At 71.6% G+C, this 15,322-nt stretch carries 13 protein-coding genes; 2 read left to right on the plus strand and 11 right to left on the minus strand.

What is annotated here, in order from left to right:
• Window positions 1-3 precede the first annotated feature (3 nt).
• The gene (locus VED21_RS15280) at window positions 4-1,527 is read right to left on the minus strand and encodes an AMP-binding protein (RefSeq protein WP_324883426.1); all 1,524 of its coding nucleotides are present in this window, start codon (window positions 1,525-1,527) and stop codon (window positions 4-6) included.
• 7 nt (window positions 1,528-1,534) lie between these two features.
• On the minus strand, window positions 1,535-2,326 hold the full coding sequence (locus tag VED21_RS15285) for a glucose 1-dehydrogenase (RefSeq protein WP_324883427.1): 792 nt from the start codon (window positions 2,324-2,326) through the stop codon (window positions 1,535-1,537).
• A gap of 153 nt (window positions 2,327-2,479) precedes the next feature.
• On the opposite strand from VED21_RS15285, the gene VED21_RS15290 reads away from it, so the two are divergent.
• A complete protein-coding gene (locus tag VED21_RS15290; RefSeq protein ID WP_324883429.1) occupies window positions 2,480-3,100 on the plus strand; it encodes a TetR/AcrR family transcriptional regulator in 621 nt (206 codons plus the stop codon).
• Window positions 3,101-3,205: 105 nt separating this feature from the next.
• Here the strand turns inward: VED21_RS15290 and VED21_RS15295 are convergent, their stop codons facing one another.
• The 9 genes from VED21_RS15295 to VED21_RS15335 form a co-directional block, all read right to left on the minus strand.
• A complete protein-coding gene (locus tag VED21_RS15295; RefSeq protein WP_324883431.1) occupies window positions 3,206-3,934 on the minus strand; it encodes an acetoacetate decarboxylase family protein in 729 nt (242 codons plus the stop codon).
• Between the two features lie 64 nt (window positions 3,935-3,998).
• Window positions 3,999-5,219 (minus strand): ABC transporter substrate-binding protein, encoded by a 1,221-nt coding sequence (locus VED21_RS15300; RefSeq protein WP_324883433.1) that lies wholly within the window; start codon window positions 5,217-5,219, stop codon window positions 3,999-4,001.
• A gap of 116 nt (window positions 5,220-5,335) precedes the next feature.
• Entirely contained in the window at window positions 5,336-6,535 is a 1,200-nt protein-coding gene (locus tag VED21_RS15305; RefSeq protein ID WP_324883435.1) for an ABC transporter substrate-binding protein, read from the minus strand.
• Window positions 6,536-6,588: 53 nt separating this feature from the next.
• Complete coding sequence (locus tag VED21_RS15310; protein ID WP_324883437.1) at window positions 6,589-8,145, minus strand: long-chain fatty acid--CoA ligase; 1,557 nt, start codon at window positions 8,143-8,145, stop codon at window positions 6,589-6,591.
• Window positions 8,146-8,189: 44 nt separating this feature from the next.
• Entirely contained in the window at window positions 8,190-9,326 is a 1,137-nt protein-coding gene (locus tag VED21_RS15315; protein ID WP_324883439.1) for an acyl-CoA dehydrogenase family protein, read from the minus strand.
• Window positions 9,327-9,346: 20 nt separating this feature from the next.
• Window positions 9,347-10,129, minus strand: coding sequence for an enoyl-CoA hydratase/isomerase family protein (locus tag VED21_RS15320; protein WP_324883441.1), 783 nt, complete (start codon window positions 10,127-10,129; stop codon window positions 9,347-9,349).
• A 7-nt stretch (window positions 10,130-10,136) separates the two neighbouring features.
• The gene (gene fadB / locus VED21_RS15325) at window positions 10,137-12,290 is read right to left on the minus strand and encodes a fatty acid oxidation complex subunit alpha FadB (RefSeq protein ID WP_324883458.1); all 2,154 of its coding nucleotides are present in this window, start codon (window positions 12,288-12,290) and stop codon (window positions 10,137-10,139) included.
• A gap of 20 nt (window positions 12,291-12,310) precedes the next feature.
• Window positions 12,311-13,282: a nitronate monooxygenase family protein gene (locus tag VED21_RS15330; RefSeq protein WP_324883442.1), complete on the minus strand. Its 972-nt coding sequence runs from the start codon at window positions 13,280-13,282 to the stop codon at window positions 12,311-12,313.
• 11 nt (window positions 13,283-13,293) lie between these two features.
• The gene (locus VED21_RS15335) at window positions 13,294-14,484 is read right to left on the minus strand and encodes an acetyl-CoA C-acetyltransferase (protein WP_324883443.1); all 1,191 of its coding nucleotides are present in this window, start codon (window positions 14,482-14,484) and stop codon (window positions 13,294-13,296) included.
• Window positions 14,485-14,680: 196 nt separating this feature from the next.
• Between VED21_RS15335 and VED21_RS15340 the strand changes: the two genes are divergently transcribed.
• Entirely contained in the window at window positions 14,681-15,316 is a 636-nt protein-coding gene (locus VED21_RS15340; RefSeq protein WP_324883445.1) for a TetR family transcriptional regulator, read from the plus strand.
• The last annotated feature ends 6 nt before the right edge of the window (window positions 15,317-15,322 follow it).

The raw sequence follows: 15,322 nt of genomic DNA on the forward strand, positions 1-15,322 counted from the left end.
GGATCATACAAGATCGGCGCGGAGCTGCGTCTTCAGCACCTTGCCGTAGTGGTTCTTCGGCAGGGCCTCGACGATGCGGTAGTGCTTCGGGCGCTTGAAGCGGGCGATGTGCGCGCCGCACAGCGCGTCGAGGCTCGCCGGGTCGACCGTGCGGCCGGGCAGCGGCACGACGACGGCCACCACCTCCTCGCCCCAGTCGGGGTGGGGGCGGCCGACGACGGCGACCTCGGCCACCGCCTCATGCGTCAGCAGCACCTCCTCGATCTCGCGCGGGTAGATGTTGACGCCGCCGCTGATGATCAGGTCCTTCGAGCGGTCCTTGAGCGTGAGGAAGCCGTCCTCGTCCATGGCCCCCAGGTCGCCGGTGTGCAGCCAGCCGCCGCGCAGCGTCTGCGCCGTCGCCTCCGGGTCGCGCCAGTAGCCGGCCATGACGGTGTCGCCGCGCACCAGCACCTCGCCGATCCCGCCGGGCGGCAGCGGCCGGTCGCCATCACCGGCCACCATCACCTCCACCACGCCCTGGGCGTAGCCGACGGAGGCCAGCCGCTCCTCGTACCGGGGGTGGCCGATGTCGGCGTGCAGGCGCTTGGGCAGCACGGTGATGGTCATCGGGCTCTCGCCCTGGCCATAGATCTGCGCCAGCTTCGGGCCGAAGAGGGCGAGGGCCCGCTTGCAGTCCTCCCGGTACATGGGGCCGCCGCCGTAGACCAGGGTCTTCAGGTTGCGGGTGTCGGCGTCGCCCGCCTCCGGCGCCAGGGTCAGCCGGTGCACCAGCGTGGGTGCCGCGAAGAAGGAGGCGCCGGGCCACGCCCGGATCAGCGCGAACATCTCCGCCGGGTCGAAGCCGCCGCTCTCCGGGATCACGTTCGCCGCCATGCCGGCCACGTGCGCCAGCATATAGCAGCCGGAGCCGTGCGTCATCGGGGCGGCGTGCAGGATCGCGTCGCCGGGCTCCACCCGGTCGACGTCGACGAAGTAGTTGGCGGTCATCGCCAGCAGGTTGCGGTGCGTCAGCATCGCCCCCTTCGGCCGCCCCGTCGTGCCGCTGGTGTAGAACAGCCACGCCGTGTCGTCCGGCGCCGCCGCGTGCGGGGCCAGCGCCTCGCCGGCCAGCAGCCGCGCGTGGTCGGCCGTGCCGGTCTCGACCACCGCCGGCTTGCCCTCGCTCGCCTCCACCGCCGCGGCGGCGGCCGCCGCGCGGTCGGGCGTGGCGATGAGGAGGCGCGCACCGCCGTGGTCGAGGATGTAGGCGATCTCGCGTGCGTGCAGCTTGGAATTGATGGGAACGGCGGTCAGGCCGGCGTGCCAGCAGGCGAAGACCGCCACCACGTAGTCGGGCGCGTTGGTCATCAGCAGGGCGACGCGGTCGCCGGGCGCCAGCCCGTGGCGCCGCCGCAGCCCACCGGCCAGCGCCGCCACGCGCGCCGCCAGCGCGCCGTAGGTCCACACCGGCCGGTCGCCGCGGGCGACCGCCACGTGGTCCGCCGCGGCCCGCGCCGCGCGCGTCAGGAGATGGGCGATGTTCATTCCCGCCTCACTGCGCCGTATAGCCGCCGTCGATCACCAGCTCCGAGCCGGTGACGAAGCGCGACTCGTCCGACGCCAGATACAGGATGCCGTAGGCGATGTCGTCCGGCGTGCCCAGGTGCCCGACCGGGTGCAGCGATGCCAGGTGGCGCCGCGCCTTCTCCGGGTCCGGGGCGGCGGCCACCGACCTGGCGACCATCGGCGTCCAGATGTAGCCGGGGTGGACGGAGTTGACGCGGATCCCCGTCCGGGCGCGGGCGCAGTGCAGCGCCGCCGACTTGGTCAGCAGCCGCACGCCGCCCTTGCTGGCGTTGTAGGCGGCCAGCTCCGGGTCGCCGATCAGCCCCTCGATGGACGCGACGTTGACGATGGAGCCGCCGTTGCCGGCGCGGCGCATGGCGGCGATGCCGTGCCGGGTGCCGAGGAAGACGCCGTCCAGGTTGACCGTCATCACGCGCCGCCATTCCTCCAGCGTCGTGTCCTCGACGCTGCGGCGGAACCCCACCCCGGCGTTGTTGACGAGGATGTCGAAACGACCGAAACGGTCGATCACAGCGTCGAGGACGCGCGTCCACTCCTCCTCCCGCGTCACGTCCTGGCGCAGGTACAGGGCGGCGCCCGTCTCCTCCTGGCGCAGGTACAGGGCGGCGCCCGTCTCCTCCCAGTCCGGGGCCGGCGCCTCGGCCAGGTCGGTGACCACCACCGTCGCCCCGTTGGCCGCCAGCAGCCGCGCGGCGGCGGCGCCGATGCCGCCGGCCCCGCCGGTGACGACCGCCACCTTGTTCTCGACCCGTCCCATCGCTCCCTCCAAACGAACACTTGTTTGTTGAATCGTATGACTCTACAGTTCCGCGAGTCAAGCCGGGTGTCCTGCGCGGCGCCCGTGCGTGCGCTTTTCCGTTCAATGTATTATGCAGGCCCGGACGGGCGGCTGTTAACGCGGGACGACACCATGGCCAAGGCGAAGATTATGGCGGGCAACCGGGCGCGGCGGCGGGAGGCTGCACCCCAGGAGGACGCCGTTCCCTTCGACCGCCGCCAGCAGATCATCCTGGAGGCCGCGCGCCTGTTCGCGCAGAAGGGCTTCGAGGGGACCTCCATGCGCGACATCGCGGCGGCCACGGGCATCCTGGCCGGCTCGCTGTACCACCACTTCACCTCCAAGGAGGAGCTGTTCGTGGCGGTGCACGAGGCCGGCATGCGGGTGCTGATGGAAACCGTCGGCGGCGCCGTGCAGGGCATCGACGACCCGTGGGACCGGCTGGAGGCGGCGGCCGCCGCCCACTGCACGGCGCTGCTGGAGAGCAGCGACCTGATGATCATGGTGGTGCCGAAGTTCCCGGCCAGCATCGGCGAGTACCGCGACACGCTGGTCCGCCAGCGCGACGCCTACGAACAGCTCATCGCCGGCCTCGTCGCCGCGTTGCCGCTGCCCGGCGGCGTGGACCCGCACGTCTTCCGCCTGCACGTCCTGGGCGCGCTCAACTGGACGCAGACCTGGTACCGCCCCGGCTCCCGCCTGCCGCCCGCCGAGATCGGCCGCCAGCTGGTGCGCATGCTGCGCCGGGGGTGAAGGGGGCGTGCCTTCGCGGAACGTTGGGTTTTCGCTGCGCTCAACCCAACCTACATGGAACGCGCCCGTAGGTTGGGTTGAGCGCCAGCGAAAACCCAACGTTCATCAGCCCGACACCGGCTCTCCGTAGGGAAGCACGAAGTCGCAATGCCGGTGGACGGCGCCCAGCACCGTGACCGGCCCCCATTCGTCCAGGCCGTCCAGGCCGGGGCCAAGGCGCACCTCGGCCCGCCCCGTGCGCAGCTCGTGCACCACGACCGACCGCACGCCGACGCGGACGATGCCGTCGGCCTCGCGTTCGGGGCCGAAGGGGCTGGGGATGGTGCGTTTCAGCAGGCGCGGCTCGAACGCCGGCAGGAGGGCCAGCGCCTCCTCCCCGCTGCCGTCCAGGGTGGCCTCGACCGACAGGATGGGGGCGCCGCGGCCGTCGCGGTACGCGGTCTGGTGGATGGCGGCGGAAACGGAGCGGGAGCCGTCCGCGTCGAAGCGGACCGCCCCCATCCGCTTCGGGAAGCCCCAGATCTCCCGGCCGCCGCACAGGGCCACGTCGTTGTCGACGACGATCAGGGCGAAGCTGCCGCCCCGCGCCGCCCCGTCGGCGGTCTGCGCGGGGATGCAGATCCCGCCCTCGGCCGAGGTGTAGTGCGGCCCCACCTCGGGGATCGACGGCACGCTGGCGAACCAGAGGGTGAACAGGCCGTCGTCCCGCGCCGGGCGCAGCGGCGCCGGGATCCAGCGGTGCACCGCCCGCGGCTCCGCCGCCCGGCATACGACGTTGAGGACCCGCGCGCCGACGTAGGTCCAGGGCGGCGCCGGGTACGCCCGCTGCTCCATGGCTGGTCTCCTGTGGGCGCGGCGCCGTTCCGGCCGGGCCGGACGACGCCGCGCCGAAAGGGCTTTACGACTTCACGAAGGGGCAGCCGCCGTCCTTCAGCGGGCGGATGATCTCGTCGGCCGGCATGCGGCGCAGGACCTTCAGCAGGTCCCAGGGCTGCGTCACCTCCGACGGCTTCTTCACCTCCACCAGGTACATGTCCTTCATCAGCCGGCCGTCCTCGCGCAGCGTGGCGCGCCCGGCGAAGAAATCCTCGACCGGCAGTTCCTTCATCTTCGCCATCACCGTCGTGCCGGCGTCCGAACCCGTGGCAGCGGCCGCCTTCAGGTAGTGCAGCACGGCGCTGTAGATGCCGGCGTGCGCCTGGGACGGCATGCCGCCCTTCATCTCGGCGGCGAAGCGTTTGGCGAAGGCGCGGCTGGCGTCGTCGCGGTCCCAGTAGTAGCCGGTCATGAAGCGCAGGCCCTGCGCCAGCTCCGGCCCCACCGACTTGGCCGACTGGATGTAGAAGATCAGCGCCGCCAGCTTCTGCCCGCCCTCGGTGATGCCGAACTCGCCGGCCTGCTTGATCGCGTTCACGGTGTCGCCGGACGCGTTCGCCAGCCCGACGATCTTGGCGCCCGACTGCTGTGCTTGCAGCATGAAGGAGGAATAGTCGGTGTTGTTCACCGGGTGGCGCGAGGAGCCGAGCGTGCGGCCGCCCTGCGCCTCCAGGATCTTGCGCACCGCATCCTCCATCGCCTTGCCGAAGGCGTAGTCGGCGGTGACGAAGTACCAGGTGTCGCCGCCCTCGGCGATGATCGAGCGGGCGAGGCCCTGGGCCAGCGCGTAGGTGTCGTAGAGCCACAGCGCGCCGGTGGGCGAGCAGGCCTTGCCGTACAGGTCCGCCGTGGCCGAGCCGACGTGCAGCACGACCTTGTCGGCGTTCCTGGCAAGCTCCTGCACCGCAAGGCTGACGGCGGAGTTGGAGATGTCGACGAAGGCGTCGGCGCCGTTCACGTCGATCAGCTGGCGGGCCGCCAGCGCGCCGACGTCGGCCTTGTTCTGGTGGTCGACCGGGATGATCTCCACGGGCACGCCGTTGACCTTCCCGCCGAAATCCTGCACCGCCAGCTTGGCCGCCACCACCGAGCCCTGGCCCGAGGTTTCGGAATAGCTGGAGCTGAGGTCCGTCAGCACGCTGATGCGGATCGCGTTGTTGGTGAACTCCGCCTGCGCCGTGCCCGCCGCCAGCATCAGCGCCGATCCCAGCAGCGCCGCCTTCAAACCACCCAAGAACGTCATGACATCTCCTCCCGCCGGTGGGTTCTTGCGCCCACGTCCGGGCGCCCACATCCGGAATAGACCGTAGCACCAACAAAGTTGCCAAACAACTGTTTGTTCACCGCGCCGCCGCGACGTCACTTCAGCAGCGGGCACTCGCTTTCGCCGGCCGGGCGGAAGGCGTCCTCCGCGCGGATGGTGCCCTGGATGGCGAACAGGTCCCAGTCGCCCTTCGCGTCCGCCGGGCGCTTGGCGGAGGCCAGATGGATGTCGCGCATCACGCGGCCGTCGGCCCGGATCCAGGCGTTGTTGGTGGTGGCGTCGTTGATCTTCGTCTCGCGCATCCTGGCCAGCACGGCCTTGGTGTCGGTGGTCCCGGCCGCCTCGATGGCCTTCAGGTAGTGCAGCACGGCGCTGTAGTTCATGGCGTGCGGCTCGGTCGGCGGGCGCTGCGTCTTCTGCTGGAAGCGCTTGGCCAGCTCGCGCGTGCGCTCGTCGGCGTCCCAGTAGAAGACGGTGCTGAAGGTGGCGCCCTGCAGGGCCGGCAGGCCGATGGACTTCACGTCGACCAGCAGGATGCCCATGGGTGCCGGGCGCTGCTTGTCGGAGAAGACGTTGAACTCGTGCCCCTGCTTCAGCGCGTTCTGCAGGTCGGACACGGCGCTGGCGATGCCGATCACCTTGGCGCCCGACGACTGCGCCTGCAGCAGGTGCGAGGAGAAGTCCATGTTGTTGATCGGGTGCCGGACCGAGCCCAGGACCTTGCCGCCGGCCGCCGTGACCGCCTTGGTGGTGTCGGCCTCCAGGCTGTGGCCGTAGGCGTAGTCCGCGGTGACGAAGTACCAAGTGTCGCCGCCGCGCCTGACCAGCTCCTTCGCCGACGCCACCGCCGCCTGGTAGGTGTCGTAGCCCCAGTGGAAGCCGTTGGGCGAGCACGCCTTGCCGGTCAGCGCCGAAGACGCCGCACCGGTGGTGATGATGACCTTGTTCCGCTCGGTCACCATGTGCTGCACGGCCAGCGCGATGGCCGAGTGGCCGAGGTCGAGGATCAGGCTCACCCCGTCCTGCTCCAGCCACTTGCGGGCGATGGCGGTGCCGACGTCCGGCTTGTTCTGGTGGTCGGCGAACAGCACCTCGACCGGCTGGCCCAGGACCTTGCCGCCGAACTCCTCCACCGCCAGCCGGGCGCCCTCGACCGACCCCTGGCCGAGCGTCGCCGACAGCGGACCGGACATGTCGGTCAGCACGCCGATGCGGACCGGCTCGGCCGAGGCCGCGGATGCGTTGGCGGCCAGCATGGCCAGGGCGAGCGTCGTCGCCGCGAAGGTGCGCTTCATGGTCTTTCCCCCCTCGTGTTGTGTTGGTGACGTGGTCCGGCGGGTGGCCGGCGTTACGAAACGCGCCGGCTGCGCCCTTCCCAGTAGGGCTCCCGCAGCTTGAACTTCAGGAGCTTGCCGGCCGGCGACAGCGGCATTTCGGTGCGGAATTCCACGCTGCGCGGGCACTTGTAGCCGGCGATGCGGGCCTTGCAGTGGGCGATGACCGCCTCGGCGTCCACCGCCATGCCGTCGCGCGCGACGATGACGGCGTGCACGCGCTCCCCCCACGTCTCGTCCGGCACGCCGATGACGGCGCAGGACGACACGGCCGGCACCTCGAGGATGACGTTCTCCACCTCGGCCGAATAGACGTTCTCGCCTCCCGACACGATCATGTCCTTGATGCGGTCGACGACGAAGAGGAACCCGTCCCCGTCCATGAAGCCGACGTCGCCCGTGTGCATCCAGCCGCCGCGCAACGCCGCCGCCGTCTCCTCCGGCTTGTTCCAGTAGCCGGCCATGACGTTGGCGCCGCGCGCGACGATCTCCCCGGCGCGGCCGGGCGGCAGTTCCTGCCCGTCGATATCCACCACCCGCACGTCGGCCAGCGACACCGGCCGCCCGGCCGAGGCCAGCTTGCCGGCCGCGCGCCCGTCCGCCGTGTGCCACCATTCGCCCAGCACGGTGACGACGGGCGCCAGTTCCGTCATGCCGTAGACCTGGGCGAAGCCGGCGCCGGGAAACGCCGCGATGGCGCGGTCCAGCAGCGTGCCGTCGATGGGGGCCGCGCCATAGAGGACGAGGCGCAGGCTGGACGTGTCGTGATTTGCGAACTCCGGGTGCTCGATCACCTGCTTCAGCATGGTGGGCACCAGGAACACCTCGGTCACCCCCTCCGCCGCGACGGCCTGCAGCACCGCCGGCGGCGTGAAGCCCGGCAGGATCACCTGCGTCGCCAGCCGCAGCGCGTACTGCATCACCGGCCCGATGCCGCCGACGTGGAACAGCGGGGCGACCTGCAGGCCCACCGACCGCTCCGGCCGCGGCGTCGCGGCGATGGTGGACAGCGCGTTGGCGTAGAGGTTGCCGTGCGTCAGCATCACGCCCTTGGGCAGCCCGGTCGTGCCGCCGGTGTAGAGGATGGCGGCGAGGTCGTCGCCGCCGCGCATGGCGTCCGGCACCGGCTCCGCCGCTTCGATCAGCGCCTCGAAGCCGGGCATGCCGTCGGGCGTCGGGCCGTCGCCCATGTGGACCAGCGTGCGCAACGCCCTGGAGCGTTCCTTCAGCGCGCCGGCCACCGGGGCAAAGGCGTCGTCCACCAAGAGGACGCGGGTGTCGCAGTCGTCCAGGGAATAGGCGACCTCGTCGGCGCTCCAGCGCGTGTTGACCGGGTTGACGGCGCCGCCGGCCCACCACACCGCGAACAGCGCCTCGACGTAGCGGTCGGAGTTCTGGGCGAGGATGCCGACGCGGTCCCCCGGCGCCACGCCCAGCCCGCGCAGCGCCCCCGCCAGCCGCGCCACGCGGTCGGCCAGTTCCGCGAAGGTGCGCCGCCGGTCGCGGAAGACCAGCGCCAGGGCGCCGGGCCGCTCGTACCGGCCCTTGTGCACGGGTTGCGTCAGGTGCATGGCGGTTCCCTCCCCCCTTTGTTTTTGGAACGACGACCGTCGCCCTACAGCGACCGCGCGATGATTTCTTTCATGATTTCATTGGTGCCGGCGTAGATCTTCTGCCCCCGCGCATCGAGGAACATCTGGCAGATCGGATACTCGGTCATGTAGCCGTAGCCGCCGAAGAGCTGCAGGCACTCGTCGATCACCGCGCACTGGCGGTCGGTCACCCACCACTTCGCCATCGCCGCCGTCGGCACGTCGAGCGTGCCGTCGGCCAGCTTGGCGATGCAGTCCTCGACGAAGACACGGGCGATGCGCGCCTCGGTCGCCGCCTCGGCCAGGCGGAAGCGGGTGTTCTGCATCTCCATCAGCTGCTTGCCGAAGACGCGCCGCTCCTTGGCGTAGCGCACGGTCTCCGCGATCGCCGCCTCCATGGCGCCCAGGCCCTGCAGCGCGATGACCAGCCGTTCCTGCGGCAGCATGGACATGAGCTGCTTGAAGCCCTGCCCCTCGACCCCGCCCAGAATGTTGGCGGCGGGCACGCGCACCTCGTCGAAGAACAGCTCCGAGGTATCCTGCGCGTGCAGGCCCATCTTCTCCAGCTTGCGGCCGCGGCGGAAACCCTCGCGGTCGGCCTCGACGATGAACAGCGTGATGCCGCGGCTGCCGGCCGCCGTGTCGGTCTTGGCGGCCACCACCACCACGTCGGCCAGCAGGCCGTTGCTGATGAAGGTCTTCTGCCCGGTGATGACATAATCGCCGCCGTCGCGCCGCGCCGTGGTGCGCATGGCCTGCAGGTCGGATCCGGCGTCCGGCTCGGTCATCGCCACCGCCGACACCGCCTCGCCGCTCACCAGCTTCGGCAGCCACGCCTCCTTCTGGGCCTGTGTGCCCAGGTGCAGGAAGTAGGGCAGCACGACGCCGCTGTGCACGGTGATGCCGAAGTCGATGAAGTTGGCGCGGCCCAGTTCCTCGTACACCACCGCCTCGTGGCGGAAGTCGCCGCCGCCGCCGCCGTATTCCTCCGGCACGCCGGGGCCGATCAGGCCCATTTCGCCGGCCTTCAGCCACAGCTCGCGGTCGACGATGCCGGCCTTGCGCCAGCGCTCGCGGTTGGGGACCACCTCCTGGGCGATGAACTGCCGGACGGAGTGGCGGATGATCTCGATCTCTTCCGGCGGTGCGGCGGATGGCATGGCGTTTTCTCCCGAATAAATCAGTGGCCCCGGAAGCGCGGGGCGCGGCGGTCGCGGAAGGCCGCGACCCCCTCGATGAAGTCCTGGCTGCCGATCAGCAGCGACTGGGTGTCGGCCTCCCACGACAGCGCCACGTCCAGGCTGACCGGCCCGCGGCCGAGCAGCGCCTTGGTCGCCGAGATGGCCCCCTCGGACGCCTGGGCGAGGCGGCGCGCGCGCTCCATCGCCACCGCCATCACCTGCCCCTCGCCGGCCAGCAGATCGGCGATGCCGATGGCGTGCGCCTGGGGGCCGGGGATGGCCTCGCACAGCATCATCACCTCGCGCGCGGGGCCGAGGCCGATGCGTTGCGGCAGCGTCCAGGCGAGCCCGTAGTCCGGCATCAGCCCGACGCGCCCGAAGGCGGCGCAGAAGGTGGTCTTCGCGTCGGCCACCACGAAGTCGCAGGCCGCCGCGATGGAGAAGCCGGCGCCGAACGCGCCCCCCTCCACCGCCGCCACCACCGGCAGGCGGCCCTGCACGATGGCGCGCACGATGCGCTGGCCCAGCGCCATGCGCCGCCGCAGGCCGAGCGGCGAGGATTCCGGCCCGTCCGTCTCCAGATCCGCGAGGTCGCCGCCGGCGCAGAAGTGCGGGCCGCCGGTCAGGACCACGGAGCGCACGGAACGGTCGTCCAGCAGCCCCTCCAGCGTGCGCACCAGCCCTTCGTAGAGGTCGGCGGACAGGGCGTTGCGCCGCTCCGCCCGGTTCATGGTGACGACGGCGACGCCGTCCTGCACCTCAAGGATCACGGGTTCACTCATGGGGGCCTCACTCGGCATAAAAGCGGCCGCCCTCGGCGGCCATGGCGCGCATGGCGGCGGTCGGGCGGTAGAGGGCGCCGAGAGCCGCGTGCCGGCCACACGCCGCCACCACCGCCTCCATCCCCAGCCAGTCGGCGTAGGCGAGCGGGCCGGCGACGTGGCGCGGGAAGCCCAGGCCCAGGACCAGCGCCATGTCGATCTCCGCGGCCGATCCGGCGATCCCGTCCTCCAGGCAGCAGGCGGCCTCGACGATCATCGGCAGCATCAGCCGATCGACGATCTCCGCGTCGGTGAAATCCCGCGTGCCGCCGGGCTGGATCGCGGCCAGCAGGACGTGCGCGCCGTCGTCCGGCAGCTTCCTCGGCCGGCCCTTGTCGTCCGGCTCGTAGCGGTAGAAGCCCCGGCCGGACTTCTGGCCCAGGCGCCCGTTCTCCACCATCAGCGACACGGCGTGCCGGGCGGGGCCGGCCATGCGCTCGGGATAGCCGGCGGTGATGATCTCCAGCACATGGTTGCTGGTGTCCATGCCGATGACGTCCTGCAGGTACGCCGGCCCCATGGGCCAGCCGAACGCCTCGGCCGCGCGGTCGACGGCGCGGAAGTCGGCACCGTCGGCGATCAGCCGCAGGAAGCCCAGGACGTAGGGCGTGAAGATGCGGTTCACCAGGAAGCCGGGGCAGTCCTTCACCACCACCGGCACCTTGCCCATGGCCAGCGCATAGGACGCCACCGTCGCGGCGGCCTCGTCGCTGGTCTTCGGCCCTCGGATCACCTCGACCAGCGGCATCACCGGGACGGGGTTGAAGAAGTGCATGCCCACGAAGTTCTCCGGCCGGCGCAGCGCCGCCGCCAGATCGCCGATGGGCAGGGACGAGGTGTTGGAGGCGATGATCGTGTCCGCCCGCGCCGCCGCCTCCACCTCCGCCAGCACGGCCTTCTTGATGCGGATGTCCTCGACCACCGCCTCCACCGCCACGTCCGTTTCGGCGAAGCCGGCGTAGTCCAGCTGCGGACGGATCGACGACACGACCGCGTCGGCCTTCTGCGCCGTCATGCGGCCGGCCGCCACCTGCTTGGCGGCCAGCTTGCCGGCCTCGGCCATGCCGAGGTCGAGGGCGCGCTGCACGATGTCCTTCAGGATCACCGGCACGCCGCGCGCCGCACTGGTGTAGGCGATGCCGCCGCCCATGATGCCGGCGCCCAGAACGGCGGCGCGGCGCACCGGCCGCCCGGCGTCGCGGTAGCCGCGCCCCTTGCGCTTGACCGCCTGGTCGTTCAGGAAGACGCGCACCAGCGCGTCCGCCGCCTGGGTGTGCACGACCTCGCCCAGCAGATCGGCCTCGGCCGCCAGCGCCGCGATCTTGTCCATCCCGGCGGTGCGTTCCAGCAGGTCGACCACGCGGCGGCCGGCCGGCACGTGCGCGTGGGCGCGCAGCACCACCGCCCGCACCGGGGCAAGGTCCGCCGTGGCGACGGCGGCGGCAACCACGGGGCCGGAGCGCGCCGCCCGCGCGGCACGCCACGCGTCCGGCTCGGCGATCAGCGCCCGCAGGGTGCCGAGTGCGGTGTCGCGCAGCCGCTCCGGCTCGGCCACCAGCGTGGCGACGCCGGCCGCCAGCGCCGCCCCGGCGTCGCGCGGCCGGCCGTCGGTGATCCAGGTTGCGGCCTCGGCCAGCCCGGCGAGGCGCGGCAGGCGCACCGTGCCGCCCAGGCCGGGGATGATGCCCAGCCTCACCTCCGGCAGGCCGACCTGCGCCGTCGCCGCCAGCACCCGCTGGTCGGCGGCCAGCGCCAGTTCCAGCCCGCCGCCCAGCGCCAGACCGTTGACGGCGGCGACGCTGGGCACCGGCAGTTCCTCCAGCGCCCCCAGGATGGCGCCGTTGGCGAGCGCCAGCGCCGCCACCTCGGCCGCCGGGCGGGCGAACAGGGCGGTGAACTCGGTGATGTCGGCGCCGACGATGAAGGCGCCCTTGCCGCTGGTCAGCAGCACGCCCGTCACGAGCCCGTCGGCCACGGCCGCGCGCACGTCGGCCAACGCCGCCTTCAACTCCGCGAAGGTGAGCGCGTCCAGCGCGTTGACGGCACGGCCGGCGCGGCCGAAGCGGATCTCCGCGATCCCGCCGTCCAGCCGCAGGACCTGGACCGACTGTCCCGAATGCATCACGTGTTCCCTTCCCGAAGTCAGGCGCACAGCGCGGCGGCGGCGCCCAGGCGCTCGCGGCATTCCGCGACCATGCGGTCGATGAGGTCCCGGCAGGTCGGGATGTCGTCGATCAGGCCGACGCCCATCCCGGCGGTGACGATGCCGCCGTCCGGGTCGCCCGCTTCCAGGGCGGCGCGGCCTCGGCTTCCGGCCACCAAATGGCGGATGTCGTCGAAGGTGCAGCCGCCGTCCCGCCGCTCGATGGCGGCCACCTCGCGCGACACGGCGTTGGTGAGGACGCGCGCGGTGTTGCGCAGCGTGCGGAAGATCAGCGTGGTGTCGCGCTCCCCGGCGTCCAGCAGGGCGCGCTTGATGGCGTCGTGGATGGGCGCCTCCCGCGTGGCGCAGAAGCGTGTGCCCATGTTGACGCCCTCCGCCCCCAGCGCCAGCGCCGCCGCCATGCCCCACCCGTCGGAAATGCCGCCCGACGCGATCACCGGAACCGTCAGCCGCCGCGCCGCCAGCGGGATGAGGACGAGACCGGGAACGTCGTCCTCCCCCGGATGACCGGCGCACTCGAACCCGTCGATGGAGATGGCGTCCACCCCGTGCCGCTCGGCCGACAGCGCGTGGCGCACGGCGGTGCACTTGTGGATCACGGCGACGCCGTGCGCCTTCGCCTTCTCGATGAAGCGCTGCGGGTTGTTGCCCGCCGTCTCCAGGATGCGCACCCCGCCGTCGATGGCCGCGTCGAGGTATGCGTCGTACGGCGGCGGGTTGATGGACGGCAGGATGGTCAGGTTCACGGCGAAGGGCTGGTCGGTCATCGACCGGCACCGCGCGATCTCCGCCGCCAGCGCGTCCGGCGTCGGCTGGGTCAGCGCCGTCAGCGTGCCCAGGCCGCCGGCGTTCGACACGGCCGCCGCCATCTCGGCGGTGCCGACCCACTGCATGCCGCCCTGGATGATCGGGTAGCGGATGCCCAGCAGCTCCGTGACGCGGGTCTTCATGGGCCGGCCCCTCACAACCGCTCGACGATGGTGACGTTGGCCAGCCCGCCGCCCTCGCACATGGTCTGCAGGCCATAGCGCAGGCCGCGCCGCTTCAGCGCGTGGACCAGCGTGGCCATCAGCTTGGTCCCCGTGGCGCCCAGCGGATGGCCCAGCGCGATGGCGCCGCCGTGCACGTTCAGCCGCGCCGGGTCGGCGCCGGTCGCCTGCAGCCACGCCAGGGGGATGGAGGCGAAGGCCTCGTTCACCTCGAACAGGTCGATGTCGGCGATGGACAGGCCGGCGCGCTCCAGCGCGCGGCGGGTCGCGGTGATGGGGGCCTCCAGCATGATCACCGGATCCTCGCCGATCACCGTCATCTGGTGGACGCGGGCCAGCGGCGCGACGCCCAGGCGCTTCAGCCCGCGCTCGTTCACCACCATCACGCCCGACGCGCCGTCGCACATCTGGCTGGCGTTGGCGGCGGTGATGCGCCCGCCGTCGGCCAGCGGCTTCACCTGCGCGATGCCCTCGGCCGTGGCGTCGAAGCGGATGCCCTCATCCACACGATGCACATCCACCCGGGGCACATCTGTCCCGCCGCCGTCCGGCAGCGTGACCTCCACCGGCAGGATCTCCGCCTCGAACAGCCCCTCGCGCGTCGCCGCGGTGGCTTTGCGGTGGCTGTCGAGGGCGTAGGCGTCCAGTGCGACGCGGTCGAAGCCGTACTTCTCGGCGATCATCTGCGCGCCGTCGAACTGGCTGAACACCACGCCGGGGTAGCGCCGTTCCATGCGCGGGCTCTTGTACTGGCCGAAGCCGTTCTTGGCCGGCAGCGTGATGGGCAGGCCCATGGGCACGCGGCTCATGCTCTCCACGCCGGCGGCGATGACCACGTCCATGGCGCCGGACATCACCGCCTGCGCCGCGAAGTGCAGCGCCTGCTGGGACGAGCCGCACTGCCGGTCGAGCGTGACGCCGGGCACGCTTTCCGGCAGGCCGGAGGACAGCACGACGTTGCGCGCGACGTTCACCCCCTGCTCGCCGATCTGGCTGACGCAGCCGAGGATGACGTCCTCCACGTCGGCCGGGTCGACGCCGGACCGCGCCACCAGCGCGTCGACGACGAGGCCGCCCAGGTCGGCCGGGTGCCAGCCCTGGAGCCGCCCGCCCCTGCGCCCGCCCGCCGTCCGCGCCGCGGCAACGATGTACGCCTCGCCCATCCGTCCCTCCCATCGTTCGTTGGCCATCTCGTTCGCTGGCCATCGTTCGTTGACGTTCATTTAATCAGCTAATTAAGAGCGGCGCAAGAGGCAAACAACCGTTTGGTTGGCATATGCGGAAAGGCCGGCTTCCGTGCGTTGCAGGCGTTCAATTAATCGATTAAATAGACTGGACACACCCACGGAGCGGCATGGCATGAGGGCGGCGCAGGCAAGGAGGACGGCGGCGGAGGGCTCCGCCACGCGCGACCGGCTGCTGGACGCTACCGGCGCCGTGATGGCCAGACGCAACTCGGCCGACGTCTCCTTGCAGGAGATCGCCGAGGAGGCGGGCGTCAACGCCGCCCTGGTGAAGTACTATTTCGGCAACAAGCAGGGGCTGCTGACGGCGCTGCTGGAACGCGACACCGCCGCGTCGTTCCGCGACCTGGACCGCCTGCTGCGCTCGACCAAGACGCCGACGGAGAAGCTGCGCCTGCACATCGCCGGCTTCATCCGGACCTACCTGCGCTACCCCTACATCAACCGCCTGTTCCGCGCCATCCTGGGCGGCCCGGACGACGACGGTGCGCGCGAGATCGCGCGCTTCTTCGTGAAGCCGCTGACGGAGTTCTACCGCACCCTGCTGGACGAGGGCGCCCGCGCCGGGGAGTTCCGGCCGGTCGACCCGATGCTGTTCTATTTCAGTCTGGTCGGCGTGTGCGACCACCTGTTCGACGCGCACTACGCCCTGCGCTACGCCTACGGCATCGAACAGGTGACGCCCGAACTGGCCGAGCGCTACATCGGCCACGTGACGGCGGTGATGATGGGCGGCATGCTGGCGCGATAGGCTAAG

The sequence above is a fragment of the Azospirillum sp. genome, from assembly GCF_035627195.1.
Lineage (GTDB): Bacteria > Pseudomonadota > Alphaproteobacteria > Azospirillales > Azospirillaceae > Azospirillum.